Genomic DNA, 19,938 nt, shown 5'->3' on the forward strand with positions numbered 1-19,938 from the left:
GTCCATACCCTAGGGATACAGACTGTCTAAGAATTGTAAACGTAAAATTCCTGACGGTTCCTCTTTATGAAAGATGCCCTGATACTCAAAACCATCCAAGAAAAAATAAAAAACTTAGGTAGTTTACCAGGTTGTTATCTTTGGAAAAACCAATTGGGGCAAGTGATCTATGTGGGAAAAGCCCTGAAACTCCAATCACGAGTTAGGTCCTATCTCAACCCCAACCAAAAAGACAGAAAAACAAGAGCACTCTATGTTGAATTGTATGATTTGGATTGGATTGCAACTAGGACAGAAAAAGAAGCCTTATTACTCGAAGCCACTCTCATCAAAAAATACAACCCTAAGTTCAATGTTAGGTTAAAAGATGATAAAAAATATCCATTCTTATGTGTCTCCACAAGTGAAGACTATCCAATGGTGTTTTTGACAAGAAAGGTGAAAGACAATGGGGATAGGTATTTTGGACCGTTTACGGATGTCAAAGCTGCAAGGGATACGTTAGAGCTCATCCATCGTATATTTCCTGTTAGGAAAACGAAATTAAAACTTCCTCTTTCAAAACCACAAAGACCATGCCTAAATTTTCATATGGGACGGTGCCTTGGGCCTTGCCAAGGAAATATCACAAAAGAAACCTATTCCGAGTTAGTTGATGAAATCCTCCGTTTTTTAGAAGGTAAAAAAGATCGTCTAGTTGCCGATTTAAAATCAGCGATGTTAGATGCATCCACCAAAATGGAATATGAACGAGCAGGATTTCTCAAACAAAGGATCGAAAAAATTAATCAAATCCGAGAAAAACAAACTGTTGTTAGTTTAGATGGTGGAGATGAAGATATTTTAGGGATTAGCAAACGAGACGATGAAGGTCAGATTGTTATACTGGAAGTGAGAGGAGGAAGGTTGGAAGGGAAAAAATCTTTCCCATTGACAGGGCTTTCTTTTTCAGATGATGAAGAGGCATTTAATTCCTTCTTACGCGATTATTATCTAAATGTAACCATATTACCAAGTGTTGTGTATTTACCAACTTCTGCGAAAGGTAATCATGATGTTTTTTTAGAAACAATTCTCGAAAAATACGGAACATCCATCAAATTAAAATTCCCTGAGATGGGTCCTAAAAAATCCTTACTCCGCCTAGCGGAAAAAAATGCGGAATTGAGTTTAACAGAACGTATCCTCGCAACAAAACTTCGGGACCAAACCGTTGCCATGAAGGAACTACAAGAAAAATTAAATTTACCGACACTACCAAGGACAATTGAGTGTTATGATATTTCCCATTTCCAAGGGAGTTCCCCTGTTGCCAGTGGTGTGATGTTTGTTGAAGGAAAACCTTATAAATCTGGGTATCGGCATTATAAGATGAGAGGATATGATGGGATCAATGATCCCGGTATGATCCATGAAGTGATTGCAAGAAGGTTAAGCCATTTGGTAAACGAAGAAGAGCCACTTCCTGATTTAATTGTGATCGATGGAGGACTTACCCAATTATCTCGAGCAGCGGAAGCGGCGAATGCACTGGATTTGGGTCATATTCCGATGGTAGGCCTTGCAAAAAAACGAGAAGAGATTTATTTTCCAGGGGAAAAACATCCATATAGTTTTGATATCCATTCCCCCATGATGCGACTCCTTCGTAATGTACGGGATGAAGCCCACAGGTTTGGTGTTACCTTCCAACGATTACAAAGGAAGAAAAAAGCTCTCAAATCCATTTTGGATGATATCCCCGATATCGGAGCGAGTAGAAGAAAAAATATTCTGATGTATTTCCAATCAAAAAAGAAAGTCACTGATGCAACAAAAGAAGAATTGGAAAAAGTACAAGGCATAGGGCCTGTACTTGCTGAAAAAATTTACAATAACATTCAATCCTTAAAAAAAATAGAACCGAGATAAAGATTTTTAACTACTTCTTTGAGAAGGAGTGGTTAGGTGAAACAATTTTTACTCATCTTTATTGTCTTCGGATTCTCTTGTACTTCACAGAACCAATCTCCATTTTATTTTTATGATGATTCTTTAGGAGAGGTTCCTGAATTTTTTTTTGAATATGGAACAAAGGATTCGTCACTCAATTTACCAGATTCAAATGAACTATTCCATTATGAAAATGGGATTTTTTGTGTGTATTCCATTCCCATCTCATTATACAAATTAGAGTTAGGTGCAAAATTCAGAATTTGTTCCAAACTGAATGAAGAGAGTTCCAAGCGTTGGAAAACAGGTTTTTCTCTTTTAAAAAATCAAAAATCAGAATACCAAACGTTTTTTGAATTTGGAAAGGGTTGGAATCTTTCATTCACAACATTTGGGAAATGGAAAGAGAAACGAAAAGAAATCGATCCAATCATAGAGTGGAAGGAACAAGTATTCTCAACAGGCCTTGTGACGTACCAAAGTTTTGCAATCCCTCACCCTATTTTTTTGCAAAAATCAAATTCAGAATGTGAGGTTGTTTACCGTTCGTATTCACTCTCTAATTCGGAAAACCAAACCCCAACAATTGACTTCGAATTTCCATGCCCTCCTGTGGAGAAGGTTCTCGATTTGGTCTTAAGCCAAAACCAAAATTGGATTTCTAGTTGTGAGATTGGTTCCCCTAACGTATCAGAATTGTTCCGTCATTCAGAATCTGACTATTTGCGTTATTTAGAATGGGAGAATACAAAAGATAAGGTGATCTGTCCTTACGCGGAAACACTCGAAAGGGAAAAGGATGGAGTTACAATCACATTCCAATCGGAAGATTTTCGAAAACGTAGCCGAGTCATGTTACCCCATGGTATCCTACTTTTATCAGACAATCCAAAATACCAAGGGATACTCATCCCCAAACAATTTTTATCACAACTGGGAACAACGGAAACCATTCGATTTGGAGAATCGGTGTTGTATGATGCCTCGTTTGATTTCAAACAAGGTGAGGAATATTTTGCGAAACAGTGGAGAACTACTTCTTGCCGTGACCAAAAAAAACTATGGGAAACTGAAGGATCTTTTTGCGGTAATCCAGGTTTGCCAAACTACCTGGAAGAAAATTCCATTTCAAATACAATCCCCAAATGTTTTCCAAGTCAGATCCATCTCACAGAATTTTATCCAGGAAACGAAACGGATTCAAATTTCCCTTTTCCTGCTTACTTTGAATTTCGAAATGAAGGCACAACTTGCGATTTATCATCCTTAAATTGGATTTTGAATGGGAATGTTTATCCATTTTCGGCGAAAGAAGAAATTCTAAATCAGAATGGAATTTTCCTAATGACTAATGAACGTTGGTTAGGTTGGAATCTTTTAGAAAGGGAAAAACCATTTACTATCCCGAAACAAATGTTTCAAATCCCTCCCTTTCTCATCCAAAGTCGTTTATCAGAAGAGAGTATCTCTGTAGAGTTTGATCCAAATCGTTTTCATTTACTTCGAAAAGGAAACCAAAATCGGTTTTCCATCATTGTCCAAGAGAAAGAGGTTCCTCATCCCCGAATTCAGAGTGATCCAAGATTACTTTCTTATGGATTTCAGTTGAGCCCTGGTGTACATGAAACAAACCAAATCAATTTCATTGGCAGTTCGCTCTTAGAACTGGCACAAAACCCGTATCCATTTTTTGATTTCGGATTCATTGAAGGGGAAGAAGGGATTGGTTCATTTCAATCGAGTGAAAAGAAAGATTATTTCTATTGGAAACCGAGTGGCACTAAAATTGTAACCTTTGGATACGAACCAAATCTATGTAATGGTGAAAACATTTACCATTTGCCTTCTGGTTTTTTTGGCGAATCCTTTAATTCTTTGTCGTACGTTGAAAAAATTACATCTAACAATCGTTTAATAATATGGAGTGATGCCCTTATAAAAGAAAAATCTTACGACAACACTCGTTCCCTTCATCCCGAAATTGCACCCATCTTTTTTTCATCATCAATGGTAAGTTCGTTTCCTTGTCCAGGATTATGGAGGAGTCCGGGTGTTGAAAAAATTTCCAGTTTGGAAATTGTAAAATTAAGAGACCAAGTTGGTTACTTGGCAAATTCACCGTTAGGAAACGTTGGTTCTTTTCTTTTTGGAAACCAGAGACAGAAATTACCAATCTCTATACTACCATTGTCTGACTTACAATTTAACTTGGATTTAACGAATGTTTTCTCTGGTCACTCAGAAGAGCAGATGTATTCTTATTTTTCACATCCAAATTTAATCAAACCAATTGGATTTTTGGAAAAAAAGGGACCAATTCAAATTGAAGCTATTTATCCGAATCCTTTTCTCTCACAGAATGAATGGGTTTATGTATGCAATCGTTCTGGAAACTCAGAGGATTTGAGTTCGTATCTAATTGAAGATGAAACATCAACAGACGATTTGGTTTCTTACCAATCTCGGTTTCCGAATGGAACACCAACTGGTAAAAATGGAAAAGGATTTATCACAAACGATACAGTTTTACCACCTTCCAAATGTGCCTGGATTGTGGATCCGGATGGTAAAGATTGGTACTTACCGATCTTTCATTCCGAATCAGATCGATTGATCACGGTTGTTACAACACAAACGATTGGAAATGGAATCTCATCTGGCGAATTCTTACAACTTCGAAAAAAGAGTAATGGGGTTTACATTCTCATTTCATCCTTCGGGCATAAGGAAAGTGCATCTAACTTTCGTAAGACAACAAGTACGGGAGAATACCTATGGTTGAAAACAAATGCAGAAGGTACCACTCCAGATGACTTTGAAGTCTACCGTGAGGAAAATTGAAACCTTCACACCATCTAACAAACGTATTTTTCTATTTTTTAGTTTTGTTTTTGATTCCTTTGACAAAAGTGAATGGGATTGGACTTGAGTTTGGTATTTATGGATATGAATTATTTTTAAAAGAAAACCAAACCAAAAGGCCTTTGGAAGTGCCAAATTGGGATTTTTTTAGCCAAAGATGGAGTCGTGTATTTCGTAACGATGGTTATTTGAATCGAAGCTCGGGAGAGTCAGGTTTTGTAGGATTAAAAGATAAGAACAACCGAAACCAAATCCATTGGGACCTGGATGCCAAACTCACAACAGGACCAGAAACTGGATTACGAAATTATTATTTAGGAAAAAATCATTTTTTAGGGTACAAGTCCAAAATGTTTTTCTTAGGTGTGGGCCGACGGGAACACTTATTTTCACCTAAAAGTTTTTCATCTCAATATGATGGTGGAGAAGGTTTATTCTTAGAAATAAAACCTGAATCAAATCTTACGTTTCAATTGATGATTTGGGATTTTTATTCAGGATCACTCCTCCTCTCGAAAGACCAATTTCATGGTTTACTTCGTAATGAAACCTCATCTGAATTTTCAACCTCCGAAAAAAAGAATGATGGGTTTCACCGTTCCCATCATAGGAGGCATAGTTTTGGCATTCATTATGGAGAATCTAATTCTTTACGACTAGGAGTTCACTACATGGAACTAGGGAGTTTTGGACCAAACACAAAAGACCATCCAAGCGAAACAAAGAAAAATTCAGCAGATGGGGATTCGATTTTTTCTGGGAATATTGGATTTGGAATTCAATGGGAACACTTATCTTTTGAGTTTGATTTTTTGTGGTGTAAAGGGAGTGACAGGACTCGTTCCCAAATCGCCGAAACACCAGGAATCATTCCGATTGCAGGTGAGGCATTTCAAGTTGGCACTGAATTAAAGTTAGGTGAATTTAAATTAAGAAGTTCTCATTTTCTTTCTGATACCGCAGAAACAAATCAAAACCATCAGATTGTAAATGAAGGTTATGTATCAATGGGAACACACCCAAGCCAAACTCCATATCTATCCCAGATTTTTCGAATATTTCCATCGGCCGCCGTGACTGAATCAGGGTATGAAAAGAACTTAGCTCTCATTGAAGGAAGAGCCTTCGGGTATTTAACAGAATTGGTCCTTTCTTACCAATACCAACAAGTTATAGTTAAGTTAATCGGGAATTATTTTGTGCCTTACCACCAAAATGGTTTGCTAGATGGTCGGATCCATTTTCAAAAAAGGCAATTTGAAAAATTTTTTGTTTCAGAAGGAATGTTGGAAGTGGCACTAAAAGAAGAGGAAGGGTTTGAATTAGGCGTTGGAATTTCTCAGTTATATCTACCGGAATCTATGGGAATTCGTTCTAATTTTGGATATGTCTATGGAAGGTACCAAATTTGAAAACGGAAACAGAAAAAAAGTTTATTCCTTTCATTCCCGTTTTGAGTGTATGGTTTGTTTTGTTTTGTCATGCGCCAAAATCAAAATTAGATCTGTCTTCCTTTTTATTTCCAAGTCCACTCAGTGAAATTTATTTTTCCTACCCAGGTAGGAATGTTTCAAAAGAAAAAAAGAGAATTATAAAGGATGTGATTCTTTCTGAAATTCATAAGTCGAATGAATCCATTCGTATGTATCTGTATTCAATTGATGACTATGAAATCATCTCTGCTCTTTATGCCAAAAAGAGAGACGGAGTGAATGTCCAAATTTATGGCGACAAAGATGAGGATTACAAGGAGTTGGAGTCGTTTGGATTCCAAGTACAACGTTGGGAAGGTTCAGGGATTCACCATACAAAAATCATGATACTGGATCGAAAACGAATGTTCCTTGGTACAGGAAATTTTACTTCACATGGATTGGAAACAGATCATAATGTTTATTGGATCCAAAATCTAAAACTACCTGAATATGATGCGCTTGCTTCCACATTGGAAGGTAAAAATCCTTTGGGTGTGGTTGAAGTAGGGAACTTAGAATACCTATTTGCACCTGATGCAGGGTTAGAAATCCAAACACGAATCCTTGAGGCGATTGATGCGGCAAAAGTATCCATTCAATATTTGATCTACTCACATTACGATCCAGTCATTAGTTTGAAGTTATTAGAAGCTTCAAAACGAGGGGTGCGATTAGAGGGAATTTATAACTCACCCAAACAAACCAATCCAGAGGCAATTTATCTAAGCCAATATTTGCAATTTCCTTCTCTAATCTGGGAAGATGGAAATGTTGACTTTGTGTATGAAGAGAATTCTTACAAAGGTGGACTCTTACACCATAAAACAATGGTGATCGACGAACGGGACGTATATGTTGGCTCTTATAATTATTCTGTATCAGCAAGGGATAAAAACAAAGAAGTCTTTGTCAAAATGAGTCACCCAACCATTACCAAAGAATTTTTACAGGAATGGAAAAGGATCGAAACAAATGCCATCCCACTCTCACCTTCCCAAGTTTCTCCTGATACAGATGAACCTTTTGAGTTACATACTTATACAGTAAAAAGATTCCAAAATCCCTTGTACGAAACAAATTTGTTTTTCCAAGAATCAGGTGGTTTTGATTCTAACTCCAATGCACTTGCAAAATCATACCAACAATCTTTGGCTTTCGTTGGGATTCCAAACAATCATTTGTGGGAAAGAGAATGGGGAAGGTTTCATTGGGAATCAGTCGAAGGGGATCCTATTTGGGAAATGAGTGAGGGAACTGATATCACTCTGAGTTTACAAAATTACTTTCTTGGAACATATGTGGGTCTTTCGAATGGAGAAAAAATCCAATCCATTTCGGTTTGGGATGGGAGTCATCCGAAAGAATTGATTCCTATCGATTCCAACTCCATTGCAGTGGGAAGGTCAAACTTTAGGCAGGGTAAAAATCTTTGGATGTGGGTCCACACAGAGAAACGAACAATCTCCTTTTGCCATACCAAACAAAAAAATACCATTCCAAGATGGATGGTATTTTTGCTAAACCGATTAAAGGCAAAACAGAATCAAACTTTGGTTTGTTCTAATGACTAGTCATTCCATTTTATCTTCTATGATCGGAACCAAAATTTTGGCAATATCCTCTTGCAATTTCATGTAGTTATTGATGCCTAAATGTGTGATTTGTTTGTTCACATCATTTAACATCGTTTGTATGAGAAGGATTAGCGTGTGTTTTTTGTCTTCGGGAAGTTTCGAATCATGGATCAAATCGGACATAGCTTGTCCAACTTGTCATGGAAATGAGAATTTCCAAGCATTTTTAAACCCAGTTTTTTAGCTCTAGTTCTTTTAGTTTGGGTGCCATCCGATACGTAAACATCACAATGAGAACCGTCATTGTGGCTCCAAACACAACGGAACCAACTGTCCCCAAAAATTTAGCAGAGATACCCGATTCAAAGGCACCAATTTCATTGGAAGAACCGATAAACACTTTATTGATAGCACTCACTCGCCCACGCATATCTTCCGGAGTCATCGTTTGCATGATGGTCGAACGGACTACGACGGAAACACTATCAAATACACCTGATAAAAATAAAGCAAATAGGGAGAGATAAAATGAATGGGATAATCCAAACACCAACATACAGATCCCAAATCCAAATACACAAGAGAGTAAAACCTTTCCCGATTTTTCAAGTGGTGGTTTGTAAGTGAGGTAATAGGCCATAATCAAAGCACCAAAGGAAGGTGCTGCGCGCAAATACCCAAGTCCTTCTGAACCCACAAATAAAATGTCCTTTGCAAATACAGGAAGAAGGGCTACGGCTCCGCCAAATAAAACAGCAAACATATCAAGTGCCATTGCACCTAACATGATTTCATTTTTTAAAACAAATTTTAGACCTTTGAGTAGGCTATCTTTTAGAGGTTCTTTGACTTTTGATTCTGGTAAACTTCGTTTTTTAATCCAGAAAAACAAGAGGAATGGTAAACCAATACAAATAGAATCAAGTCCATAAGCCCAGTGGATCCCAAAACTTCCATACACAATTCCACCAAGAGCAGGGCCAATCACGGCACCTGCCTGGAAAGAAGTTCCCATCCAAGCTGCTGAATGGGGGTAATGTTCTCTGGGGACCAGTTGGGTTACAAAACTAAAAATAGCAGGGGAGATAAACCCACGTGCAATCCCCGAAACTAAAATCACTAAAAATATCGGATATGCCTTATAAGTTTCCAATAGATAAAACAATGGACCCGTAAATGCAAATAAGGTGAGGGAACAGACGAGTAAAAAAAACAGACAAACTACAATGATATTTCTGCGGTCCCTAAGGTCTGCTAGGTGGCCTGCATAAAGTGAGACGAGGATGGACGGAATGGCTTCAAATAATCCAACAAGACCGAGGTCTAATACACTACCAGTGAGTTCATAAACCTGCCAACCAACAATCGTTGCTTGAATATTGATCGCAAGGACCATAAAAAACCTTGCGACAATAAAAAACCGAAAGTCTTTATGTTGGAAAATGGCTAAAGAAAGATTTTTTTTCATCTCTATTCAGCCAATGTTTTCCTACAAAATCAGGGTGCAATTCACAAATTCCAAATTAGGATTAATTCGATTCACTTCCCAATTGGAAATTTAAAGTTTTTACAGGTTCTTCATTTCCTACTTGGTCCACTGCATAATAAAACATTTGGAAGGAACCTTTACATTCTGATTTTAAACCCAATACTGAAATGTCTGTAGTAAAGGATTTAAACTCAGATTGGGTACCTGATTGGCAGGTGACCGAATACAGAATATCCTTTACTCCACTTCGATTGTCTTTTGATACCAATCGAATTGCCGAAGTTGGGGATAAAAAGTTTGTATTCCCTTTTCCTTTGGACATTGTACCCATCCACTCTACATTGGATGTTGGTGGAATTGTATCTCTAATAAATTCTAATATTTGTATTGGTTCCTTGTTTCCTGCCATGTCCACAGAGAAGTAAAATAATTTGTATTCTCCTTCTTCTGTAAAAGGAATCGAAGCTAAGGACTTTGCCGAATTCCATTGCCCATCATTCACTCGGTAACGAACCTCAGCAATACCCGATGCATCATCGGTAGGTGATACATAAATATGGTCTTTCGTTAAATACCGTGTGCCAACCTCTTTCTCTTTAACAATCACAAAACTATCGTTAGAGATTACGGAAACTTGATTTTTCGGAACTGGTTTCGGTTCAAATGTTTTTTTGGTTACAAATTCTCTTGGAACAGACAAAGGAGAACCAGGGTCCACATTTGTAGAGAACACTTGGGTCCAAAATCCTTTTGCTCCATATTCACCTAACCTGCGAACACGAAAGTATTCGAAGTCATCTTTTGGAGTGACAGTAATTCGGTTCCCTTTGAACTGAATTACTTCCGGTGGTTTTGGCGCAATTGATGCTTCCGTTTCACTTGGTTTTTCTTGCCAAAGTTCCAATTCAAAATTGGCATCGGCTTCTGCATCGATGAGGATTCTTAGTTCCCTTTTTGGTTTGGAATCTAGGGAACTAAAAATCAGTAATAAAAAAGTGAGGATTAAAGTTAGATTTTGTTTCATATCCCTTCTATTCTTCTTTGATACGAGGTGCTTCTGGAATTTTATAAGGTTGAACAGGAGACTTTCCTTTTTCAACAAACGTTGCCATTCCTTGTGTGAGTTCTACCGTTTTCCCTTGGGCATTCACATCCACAACACCTTCAAAACAAGAGATTGTAGAACTTAATTTTTCATCGAGTTCCACACGGAACTCAGTCCCTCTCACACCGGCAGTCGAAGAAGGGCTAACAATATTGAATTTATGATTGGCAACTGGTGGATCACTTTTTGCCACTTTTGCATCAAGGCTTCCTTTAAAAAGAGCCACTGTCACAGGCCCACCTTTTTTATCTTCACCTTTGACTTCAAAATGGCTATTGTTTAAGATACGAACCATACCTACTTGGTTGATGTGGATGTCCGTTTTTCCTTTTCCATTGGTTTTGATTTGGTCATTCGGGTGTAATTCTTGGCCAAGTTTGAGTGGAGTCCAAGGTCCTTTTCCACCAGTTCCATTCCATTCCACTTGTCCCATCACAAATTCAGTGACACCTACCACAGCCTTTCTTAAAAAAACAGGCACCACAAGGGAAAGACCTGGTTTGATCAAATCGGGATTTGGGATTTTATTGTATTTCAGAAGTTCTGGCCAACGTTTCGGATCAGAAAGGTGGCGTTCCGAAATGAGAGAAAGAGTTTCTCCCTTTTGGACGGTGATGGTAATGGGTTCCAATGCCGCATCTGGTTCTGCCATTACTGGGAATTGGCATAACATTATGATAAGTACTAGGATAGTGTGTACGATGGACTTTCTCATATTTATACTCTCTCAAACTTCTGTTTAAATTTCCAGCGATTTCGTAAATCTTGGGGATTTTTCTAAACGAAGTTTTCCATCATAGCATTCGAATGATCTAAAGAATGGAACCAAAATTTCCGAACCCAATGAATATTTACCCTTATCAAAGTTAGTTTCTAACCACCTTGTAAAAAATAAATTCCGAGTGCCGCCGCCATATGGGGGTGATGGATTGTTCCATCAAGTAACAGTTGTTTGACTTCCTTTGGTGATTTTAAAACAATTTCAATATCTTCCCCTTCATCAAACTCTACATCAAACATGGGTTCCACATCATAGGCTACATAAGAGTATGACCAGTTGGTGAACATGGCAGGATTACCAGAAAATTTTGACAACAGTTTGATTTTGTTTGGGTCTGTAGCATACCCTGTCTCTTCACGTAATTCTCGGATGACGGATGTTAGTTCGCTATCTGGTTCTTCTTCATCCACAATACCGCCAGGAATTTCTAAACTGTCTTCACCGATCCCATGTCTGTATTGTTTGATGAGTAAAATTTCTCCAGATTTGGTGACGGGAACCACATTCACCCAGTTTTTGGATTTTAAAACATAATAGGTTTTTTCTTGTTCTGAACGTGGTAGTTTGATATCGAAGGATGCCAGAGTATAAATGGGAGTAGGGAATAGGTCTTTCCAATTTTTTCGTTCTTTCAATTGTTTTTGTTCCTTTGGAGTAGTTTGAAGCCACCTCCAATCCAATCTTGGGTTTGTGGGATTGGCTAGCTTTTTTTAGAAGTTTCAATCTTACTCCTTGCTAGAAGAAGCATCGTTTGAAAACCTTTCCTTATGAAATTATATGGTAGCATCACTTCCCCTTATGTAAGACGCATACGTTTCCTTTGTTTAGAACTCGGGATTCCTTTCCAATTAGTCGATACGATGACAGAATCAGGTCAAAAGGAACTTAGAGAAAAAAATCCACTTTGGAAAGTCCCATACTTAGAAACTGACGATGTCAAAATCTGGGATAGCCACACCATCACTGATTATATTTTAGAAACAAAAGGGCATGGTAAGTTTCGTCCCAAAGTTGGTGATCATTTTTACAGAGAAGCCAATCTTCTCACAGCCATTGACCAAGCCCTCGACAATGCCATCCTTCTCTTTTATTTGAATAAGGAGGGAATCAAACCAGATGCCGCTCCTTACTTAACCAAAAATGCACTTCGTATCAGTTCCATTTTAGAATACATCAAACGAGAGTTAAGTGGTAATCATTTCTTTACCGATGGAAAGGTAGGTTTATCTGAAATTGCACTGTATTCCACTTTGGATTGGATGCGGTTTCGGTCTGTATTGCCTATTTTGGAAGAGGAAATTTTTGTCAATTTTCTGAATTTCCATGGGCCAAACAAATCCTGGATCGAAACGGCTCCTAAGTAAACTTCCCAAACCTTTTTTACTCGACCCCATTTGATTTCACTGGATTATGTCCCTTACTGGACTCCCTATGAAATTGAATGCGGCACAAATGGAAGCTGTTTCCACCATCCAAGGTCCCCTTCTTGTCTTTGCAGGAGCAGGGTCAGGGAAAACCCGCGTCATCACCAACCGGATCGCCCATATGGTGGAGGGAGTCAAAATCCCTGCGAGTAAAATCGTAGCTCTTTCCTTTACCAATAAAAGTGCCAAAGAAATGGCAGAGCGCCTTCGGAAAATGGTTCCGAGAGAAAAACTGAAAGGGATTACCCTTTCCACCTTCCATTCCCTTGGCCTTAAGATCCTAAAAGAACACATTACCAAACTTGGTTACAACGAAACGTTTTTACTCTTTAATGGAACCGACCAGGAAGCCTTTGTTTCCGACCTTTTAAAATCCAAACGCCTGGATCCCAAAAAAGTCCCTCCAAAAGAAATCCTTCGCCGTATCTCCTATGCGAAAAATACGCAAGTCCATCCCAAAGACAATGGTCTCACTGGTGAGTTTGATTTAGTGGCAGCCGAAGTTTTTTCACTGTATGAAGAGGGTCTCAAAGAAAAAAATGCCATCGATTTTGATGATTTGATTTTACTTCCCAAACGACTGTTAGCTGAGTTTCCTGAAATTGCAGCTTATTACCAAAGAAAACACGAATACTTCCTTGTGGATGAATTCCAAGACACAAACCAACTCCAATACGAGTTTTTATCTCTCTTTCGTGGGAACAGTGATAACCTCTGTGTAGTGGGAGATGATGACCAAAGTATCTATGCATTCCGCGGATCCAATGTCCAACTCATCCTGAATTTTGAAAGGGAATTCCCTCATGCAAAAGTGGTGAGGTTACTTGAAAATTATCGGTCCACATCACTCATCATCCAAGCAGCAAACTCCCTCATCCAAAACAACAAAGGCCGTAAGGAAAAAACCTTGTACAGCCGGATCCCTTCCGCCGAACGCGTGGAATACTATGAAACTGCCGATGAAAGAGAAGAAGCCATCTTTGTAGCAGGAAGGATCCAAACACTTCTCATCAAAAATGAATTTAAGGGTAAAGAAATCGCCATCCTTTTTCGTACGAACTTCCAATCACGTCCCTTCGAAGAAGAACTTCGCAACCGGAGTATTCCTTACAAAGTAGTGGGTGGTTATAATTTTTTTGACAGAAAGGAAATCCGAGATTGTATTTCGTATCTTCGTTACGTGGCAAACCCTAAAGATGATTATTCCCTCCTTCGGATCATCAATTACCCGAAACGTGGCATAGGTCCTGGCACCATGCAAAAACTCCAGGAAGAAGCCTTTACCCACAAACTTTCTCTGTATGAAATCTTTCATAAAATGATTGAGAGTCCCGACTATTTGCCCGAAGTAAAGGCTAAGGTCAGACAAGAAATTTACCAATTTGTAGAAATGGTAGATGCCTTCAAAAAGAAGTTTGCCATGTCTCCGAAACTCGCACCGGTACTTCGGGAAATGATCACTCAAATTGGGTTTGAGCGGGAAATTTCCATGGAAGAAACCGAAGAGAAGGTGGTCAAAGCCCGTATCTACAACTTAAGTGAACTTGTGAACATGTTGTCCTTTTTTGAAGAAGAAGAGGGCAGGGAAGGAAAGGCCACAATTTTTGACTTCTTACAAAGGTTAGTCCTCCTCATGGAAGATGAACCGAAAGAGGATGAAGAGGACAGAAGGGTGCAACTCCTCACCATGCACCAGTCAAAAGGACTCGAATACGATTTAGTATTTTTAGTGGGACTCGAAGAGGGAATTTTACCGAACTCACGTGTTATAGAAGAAGAAGGGGAAGTGGTCGATGAAGAACGACGCCTTCTCTACGTGGGTATGACTCGCCCAAGGCGAAAATTGTACTTGACTTCGGCTCGTACAAGACGCAAATTTGGGGAGCAAATCGAGAGTGCCCCCTCTCGGTTTTTAAACGAGCTGTCTCAGGACGCTGTTCTTTTTTTCCCTATGGAAACAAAGGATAGAGACACAGAAACTAAGAATTTCTTAGAGGAATTAGACAAACTAAAGGTAGGCTAATGAAATCGATTCTCCCACTCACCCTCCTATTGTTGGTAGTGGCATTTGAAAATTGCGCATCAAACAAGGAAACCATCCGCCCAGGAGTTTCCAAAATCAACACAGGGTCTCATTTGGCCCAAATCGAAGCAATCGATGCTGATCTCAAATCCTCTACACTATCTGACGAATCCCGTGACAAATTAATTATCAAAAAGGGAAAGTTATTACTCGATTTAGGTCGTTATGAAGAATCAATCACAACCCTAAACCAAGTAAACCAGGCAAAAGCAAATCCTGTACAATTGTCTGAGTGGAATTTGGCAATGGGGAAAGCCTATATCGGAAAAAACGAATATAACAAAGCGATCCAGTTCCTAAACCAATCGGAGAAACTTGATAAAAATACGAACCTAATGGAACGTAAAAAACTAGTGGTGCAATCTCTTGTAGCAGAAAGAGAGTATTACCCAGCACTTGCGACTCTTACAAAAACCTACACAAAAGGGAATCAGAAAAAAGACGAATTCTACTACGAGACTGCAGCAAAGACCTATCTCAAAATGGGATTCGAATACAAAAACACCGGTTTTTATCAAAAAGGATTACAAGTCGCAAATCTTGGTTTGGAAGAATTTCCTAACAATGAAACCTTAAAGTCCATTCAAAAAGAATGTTTGGAAGTGTTACAGCCGGAGGGCAAACTCTAAGATTTTTTGGAACGTTTTTTCCCAACACATCGTTTCCTTGAGTGGAAACAAAACTTAGAATTCGTACTCAATAGAATCCGTGAAAACAAACGGGTTCTATTTTCATTTATAGCTCTTGCTTTCGTTTTTTTTCTCTTTGTCCTATCTTACTATGGTTTAGAATTTTATCTCCGTAACTATCGGATCCCACTCGTCAAACTTCGTAAAGTTGTTGCCGCAACCATCAACCAAGAATTAGGCAAAGCCGTTGATATTGGAGTTCTCGATTTTTCGTTAAGAGAAGGACTCATCATTGAAGATTTGGTTGTCTCAAACGAAGAAGACTTTTCGTTTAATGATCATATGTTGAAGGTAAAAAAAGTTACCTTTCGACTCTCAAGTTATTTCAAAGAATCTCCTACGGTGGAACGCATTGATTTTTACAGTCCACAACTTGTTTTAAACGAAGATACCAGTTTAAGGAATCGGTTGATTGAGTATGCACAAACAAGTCGTATCAAAGACATCCGATTTCACGATGCAAAACTCACAGTTAAAAAATCAGATACAACTTTGGTGGATTGGAAAGAAGGTTGGGATATCGATTTACTTCGAAAAAACAAACGTCTTTATTTAAAATATACAAATGGTTGGTTTTGGGTTCCAAATACAACGCGAATCAAAGGAGAAGGTGAGTTTTCCGAGACCAATTTGAATGAATATAAATTTGAATTTTTTTGGAAAAATTATCCCTCAGAAGAAGCGATATTACTCACCAATTTTTTGTTTGGTGCAAATGTTCAATCTGCCGTTTTATCAGGGGAAGGTAAAATATCTTCCGATCCAAATAATGGTTTTGTGATGGATGGAGAGGTTGAATTTGAGAACTCATTCATTATCATACCATTTTTTGAAAACTATCTCTTGGAAGGTTTTCGGTTTCGAGAGAAGTTTCATTTTACGGAAAATTTAGAAGAACGAGAATTTATTGGGAATGAGTTCCAAATCAAATCACAAGTATTGTCCCAGATGGCGAAGGAAACGTTACTTTTTCGCAAAATTGAATTTCAAATTGGGGCATTAGAAGATATATTTGAACATGTTACTGACATCTCTGGATTTATTCGTTTTCCATTGTTTGGTGAAATGCATGGAAATATTGAATTAAAGGAAACTGGAGAAAAAAACAAATGGTTTACTCTTTCAGGGGAACTCAATGGAAGTGAGATCAAACTTGATTCTTCACTTGTCCAAATTGAAAATGCAAAACTAAGTTTAAAACTAAAACCAAACCAAGAATGGGATTTGAACTTAGATGCTGAAATTTTTGGAAAACCTTCTCATTTAATGGGTTCTGGATATTCCGAGTGGAGTCGGTCCAAAAAATTAGATGGATCTTATTATTACCCAATGACTTCAAAATCCAAACTTAGTTTTCAGACGACGGAACTGACAGCTAACGATTGGAAACCATTATATGAGGATTGGAAAAAAGAAACCTTAGAAGAAATTCGAGAAAGGCAGGAGAAACTAATTCCTGAAGAGTATTTTTACCAAACAAAACTCTATAAATACTTTTTAGAATCGATGAATTTTGATTTAGGAATCTACATTACAAATTTTTATCCTTACCAAGGGGCAAAATCTCTTGGAGAATCAAAAGGTAATTTTACTGTCAAAGATGGTCGCTTTAATTTCAATTTGGGATTGGGAAATATAGATTCAAAAGTTTCTATGGTATCTTATTTTGCGAGTAAAACACCTAACTTTAGTTTGAACCTGCTATTAAAAGAATACCCATGGTCGGAACCTTGGATGGTGATGTGTGGGATTGAATTAAAACCTACCAATGTCAGTATGGATTTTAGTTTCAATAGCATTGGGAGTGATTATTATATGTTGCATAAAGATGCTAGAACATCTTATTTCTTAAAATTATTCGGAATTAATTTAAAAGATGGAGACTTGATTGTAAAGGGAAATGTGGATTTAAAACCATTACAATCACCATTTGATATGGAATTTACCCTCAATCGATATTCCGATTTGGATTATTTATCGGATGTAGTCGTAACAAGTGGAAATGGATCCATTGATTTAAAAGGTTATGGCAATAATAAAAACGGTAATTACCAGATGACTGTGTATGGTTTATTGGGAGAAACGAGAGGGAATTTTTCGATTTCAGAGGAGGATAACAAATGCGTTTTCAAATGAGATTTTTAGTATTCGTTTCTCTTTTGATCTTTCAGTTCATTCAATGTTCGGAAAAATCGAACCCAGCTGATACCATACCAAGCCTTAGCAGTTTACCCAATTTTAAAGGTGAGTGGACCTTGGAATGGGAAAACAAAATCCACCAAATCCAAATTGATCCCGAAGAGAAAAAAGTCCTTTTCGATGGGAATGAAGGTTTGGAACTTGATTTGGATTCGGTTGGGATTCGAATCCGTGCTTTTGACGAAGAGTCTGTAAAAGGATATTTTTTGTATTCTGATATCAAACCAAAATCCTGGATTGGAACTTGGGAAAATCGAGTTGTTCGATTAATCAGAAGGAATTGATTTTAAAAGATTTTGGATTTCTTTTGCAGCTTTTTTAGAAGCATTATTTGTTCCCAGTTCTCTTTCTTTTGCCTCTCGTAAAATACCTTTGATTTTATTCCTGAGTTTTGTATTGGAAAGGATTTTCCAAGCTTCAGAAACAATGTATTCAGGTTTACATTCATTTTGAGTGATTTCGCGACAAACTTCTTCTCCACTCAGAATATTGGCAAGACCAATGAACTTGGATTTCATAAGAAGAGATCCAAGAAAATAGGTGAATAAACTTACCTTGTACAAAATCACCATAGGAGTTTCAAAATATAATCCTTCCAGAGTTGCTGTACCAGAAGCAATGAGGAGTAGGTCACTTGCTTCCATCACACGAAGAGAGGAATTCCAAAGATAATGGATTTGGATATCGGGGTGTGTTGTTTTAACAACATTGATTTTTTCTAATAAAAATGCTTCTTCCTTTTGGTTGATATTCGGTAGAAGGAAAACAATTTTCTTTTTTTCTAACTTACATTGTTCGTGGAGTAACACTGCAGTTCCAAGAATCGGATCAATGAGTCGATGGATTTCTCCTTTTCTGGATCCAGGTAATAAACCTACCGTATAACCATGATGAGGGTCTGGAAGTTTTTCCGGAATCACTGGTTCTTTTTTTAATTTTTCTGGAATCCTTTTCGTAATGGGGTGGCCCACAAATTTTGCATTCACACCATATTCATTGTAAATTTCTTCTTCAAATCGAAAAAGTGTCAGCATTAATGCGATATGTTCTTTGATAAAAAAGATTCGTTTGAATTTCCATGCCCAAATTTGTGGAGATACATAAAATACGGTTGGAATCCCACGTAATTTTAATTCTTTCGCCAATCGTAAGTTAAAACCTGGATAATCGATTAAGATTGCAAGCTGAGTTGGTCTGTGTGTGGTTTCGTCCAACAAACGATAAAATACTTTTTTTAGATAACTGTATTTTTTAATCGCTTCTGAAAATCCTATCACACTTAAATTTTCCATTTCTTCCAATGACTCAAGGCCATTTTGGATCATTCCTTCTCCACCAATCCCATAAAAATGATAATCAGGTTCGATGAGTTTTAATTCTTGTAAAAGATCAGCACCAATCAGGTCACCAGAATGTTCTCCTGCGATGACTAAAATGTTTTTTTTAGAATTAGATCGATGTGACTTTTTTTTGGCTACCATTGAGAACCTTACTTCCATTTTTACCGAGGACACAAAAGTTTAATTTGTGTTTTGTGGCAAATTCGATTGTTTCTTTCGGATTGACAACAAGAGTTTCACCTTCTCTGATGCACAATGTTTTACATCCACTTTCTAACATCACTTGGAAGGTGTGAATTCCGATGGTAGGTAAATCAAAACGTTCGTCTTGTTTTGCTTTTGGACTTTTGCAAATAACTGCATCACCTTTTTTTTTGGTGTAAAAACCACCACGGCGAATGGTTTCATCAGTTCCTTCCACTGCTTCCACAGCGATAACAGATTCATCACTCACAACAACCATTTGTCCGATATCTAAATCAGCCATTTTTTCTGCGTAGAACATTCCAAATTCAATGTCCTTTAGTTCTTGGGTGCTAAATTTTTTGGGAGTGTAACGTCCTTCTTTAAGGAGGAGGGACTGTAAGTAGATTTTTTGCGATATAACTTTGACTCCCATCGCTTCAAACTCATCGGCGATCGCAAGGAAAATGGGGTAATCATTTCGGTTGATGGTTTTGGCAAGGATAGAGAGTGCCTTCAGATCAAATTTGAGTTTTTGGAAAAGTAAATCCTTCCTCACTTTACCAAGCATGAGGATCCTAGAGATTTTTTCTTTTTGGATGGTTTTTAAGATTTTCCCCACTTGTGTGATGTGGACAGGTATTGTCCTAGACTCGTGTCCACGCGGGGAAAAATCAGATTCAATGAGTCCCAAAAACAATGGATCCTCGCCGCTAGCGAGAGCTTCCATCATTCCAATATGGGGGAGCTCTCCGCCACCAGCGATGATTGCCAATCTACCTTTTGAAGCCAAAGCTGGTCC

General features: G+C 38.0%; 16 protein-coding genes. 9 read left to right on the forward strand and 7 right to left on the reverse strand.

Annotated features, from left to right (window positions below; all coding sequences use genetic code 11):
- Window positions 1–66: 66 nt before the first annotated feature.
- Genes uvrC through CH354_RS15690 form a run of 4 tightly spaced genes read left to right on the forward strand, consistent with a single transcriptional unit; the run spans window position 67 to window position 7,840 of the window.
- Complete coding sequence (gene uvrC, locus CH354_RS15675) at window positions 67–1,911, forward strand: excinuclease ABC subunit UvrC (protein WP_100727222.1); 1,845 nt, start codon at window positions 67–69, stop codon at window positions 1,909–1,911.
- A gap of 36 nt (window positions 1,912–1,947) precedes the next feature.
- The gene (locus CH354_RS15680) at window positions 1,948–4,773 is read left to right on the forward strand and encodes an LIC11755 family lipoprotein (RefSeq protein WP_100727221.1); all 2,826 of its coding nucleotides are present in this window, start codon (window positions 1,948–1,950) and stop codon (window positions 4,771–4,773) included.
- Entirely contained in the window at window positions 4,770–6,206 is a 1,437-nt protein-coding gene (locus CH354_RS15685) for an LA_2168 family protein (protein WP_100727220.1), read from the forward strand. Before CH354_RS15680 ends, CH354_RS15685 begins: the two co-directional genes overlap by 4 nt.
- The gene (locus tag CH354_RS15690) at window positions 6,203–7,840 is read left to right on the forward strand and encodes a phospholipase D-like domain-containing protein (protein ID WP_100727219.1); all 1,638 of its coding nucleotides are present in this window, start codon (window positions 6,203–6,205) and stop codon (window positions 7,838–7,840) included. The genes CH354_RS15685 and CH354_RS15690 overlap by 4 nt, the downstream gene beginning before the upstream one ends.
- Here the strand turns inward: CH354_RS15690 and CH354_RS15695 are convergent, their stop codons facing one another.
- From CH354_RS15695 to CH354_RS15715, 5 genes are all read right to left on the reverse strand, one after another.
- Window positions 7,841–8,026, reverse strand: coding sequence for a hypothetical protein (locus tag CH354_RS15695; RefSeq protein ID WP_100727218.1), 186 nt, complete (start codon window positions 8,024–8,026; stop codon window positions 7,841–7,843).
- A gap of 43 nt (window positions 8,027–8,069) precedes the next feature.
- The gene (locus CH354_RS15700; protein ID WP_100727217.1) at window positions 8,070–9,311 is read right to left on the reverse strand and encodes an MFS transporter; all 1,242 of its coding nucleotides are present in this window, start codon (window positions 9,309–9,311) and stop codon (window positions 8,070–8,072) included.
- Between the two features lie 61 nt (window positions 9,312–9,372).
- Complete coding sequence (locus tag CH354_RS15705) at window positions 9,373–10,356, reverse strand: LBF_2017 N-terminal domain-containing protein (RefSeq protein ID WP_100727216.1); 984 nt, start codon at window positions 10,354–10,356, stop codon at window positions 9,373–9,375.
- 7 nt (window positions 10,357–10,363) lie between these two features.
- On the reverse strand, window positions 10,364–11,152 hold the full coding sequence (locus CH354_RS15710) for a FecR family protein (protein ID WP_100727215.1): 789 nt from the start codon (window positions 11,150–11,152) through the stop codon (window positions 10,364–10,366).
- 158 nt (window positions 11,153–11,310) lie between these two features.
- Window positions 11,311–11,853, reverse strand: a complete 543-nt coding sequence (locus CH354_RS15715) for an NUDIX hydrolase (protein WP_100727287.1) — start codon at window positions 11,851–11,853, stop codon at window positions 11,311–11,313.
- Window positions 11,854–11,985: 132 nt separating this feature from the next.
- On the opposite strand from CH354_RS15715, the gene CH354_RS15720 reads away from it, so the two are divergent.
- The 5 genes from CH354_RS15720 (at window position 11,986) to CH354_RS15740 (ending at window position 17,897) form a co-directional block, all read left to right on the forward strand.
- Window positions 11,986–12,582 (forward strand): glutathione S-transferase family protein, encoded by a 597-nt coding sequence (locus CH354_RS15720; protein ID WP_100728610.1) that lies wholly within the window; start codon window positions 11,986–11,988, stop codon window positions 12,580–12,582.
- Between the two features lie 67 nt (window positions 12,583–12,649).
- Complete coding sequence (locus CH354_RS15725) at window positions 12,650–14,665, forward strand: ATP-dependent helicase (RefSeq protein WP_207762695.1); 2,016 nt, start codon at window positions 12,650–12,652, stop codon at window positions 14,663–14,665.
- The gene (locus CH354_RS15730; RefSeq protein WP_100727212.1) at window positions 14,665–15,354 is read left to right on the forward strand and encodes a tetratricopeptide repeat protein; all 690 of its coding nucleotides are present in this window, start codon (window positions 14,665–14,667) and stop codon (window positions 15,352–15,354) included. The genes CH354_RS15725 and CH354_RS15730 overlap by 1 nt, the downstream gene beginning before the upstream one ends.
- Window positions 15,355–15,360: 6 nt before the next feature.
- A complete protein-coding gene (locus CH354_RS15735) occupies window positions 15,361–17,550 on the forward strand; it encodes an LIC_12586 family protein (RefSeq protein WP_100727211.1) in 2,190 nt (729 codons plus the stop codon).
- Complete coding sequence (locus CH354_RS15740; protein ID WP_165780350.1) at window positions 17,535–17,897, forward strand: hypothetical protein; 363 nt, start codon at window positions 17,535–17,537, stop codon at window positions 17,895–17,897. The genes CH354_RS15735 and CH354_RS15740 overlap by 16 nt, the downstream gene beginning before the upstream one ends.
- On the opposite strand, the gene lpxB is transcribed toward CH354_RS15740, so the two are convergent.
- Together lpxB and CH354_RS15750 are read right to left on the reverse strand one after the other, a co-directional pair.
- Window positions 17,880–19,094: a lipid-A-disaccharide synthase gene (lpxB, locus tag CH354_RS15745; RefSeq protein ID WP_100766537.1), complete on the reverse strand. Its 1,215-nt coding sequence runs from the start codon at window positions 19,092–19,094 to the stop codon at window positions 17,880–17,882. The two genes, CH354_RS15740 and lpxB, sit on opposite strands and share 18 nt — an antisense overlap.
- The gene (locus CH354_RS15750; protein ID WP_100727209.1) at window positions 19,063–19,929 is read right to left on the reverse strand and encodes an LpxI family protein; all 867 of its coding nucleotides are present in this window, start codon (window positions 19,927–19,929) and stop codon (window positions 19,063–19,065) included. Before CH354_RS15750 ends, lpxB begins: the two co-directional genes overlap by 32 nt.
- Window positions 19,930–19,938: the final 9 nt, after the last annotated feature.

The sequence above is a fragment of the Leptospira levettii genome (assembly GCF_002812085.1).
GTDB lineage: Bacteria > Spirochaetota > Leptospiria > Leptospirales > Leptospiraceae > Leptospira_A > Leptospira_A levettii.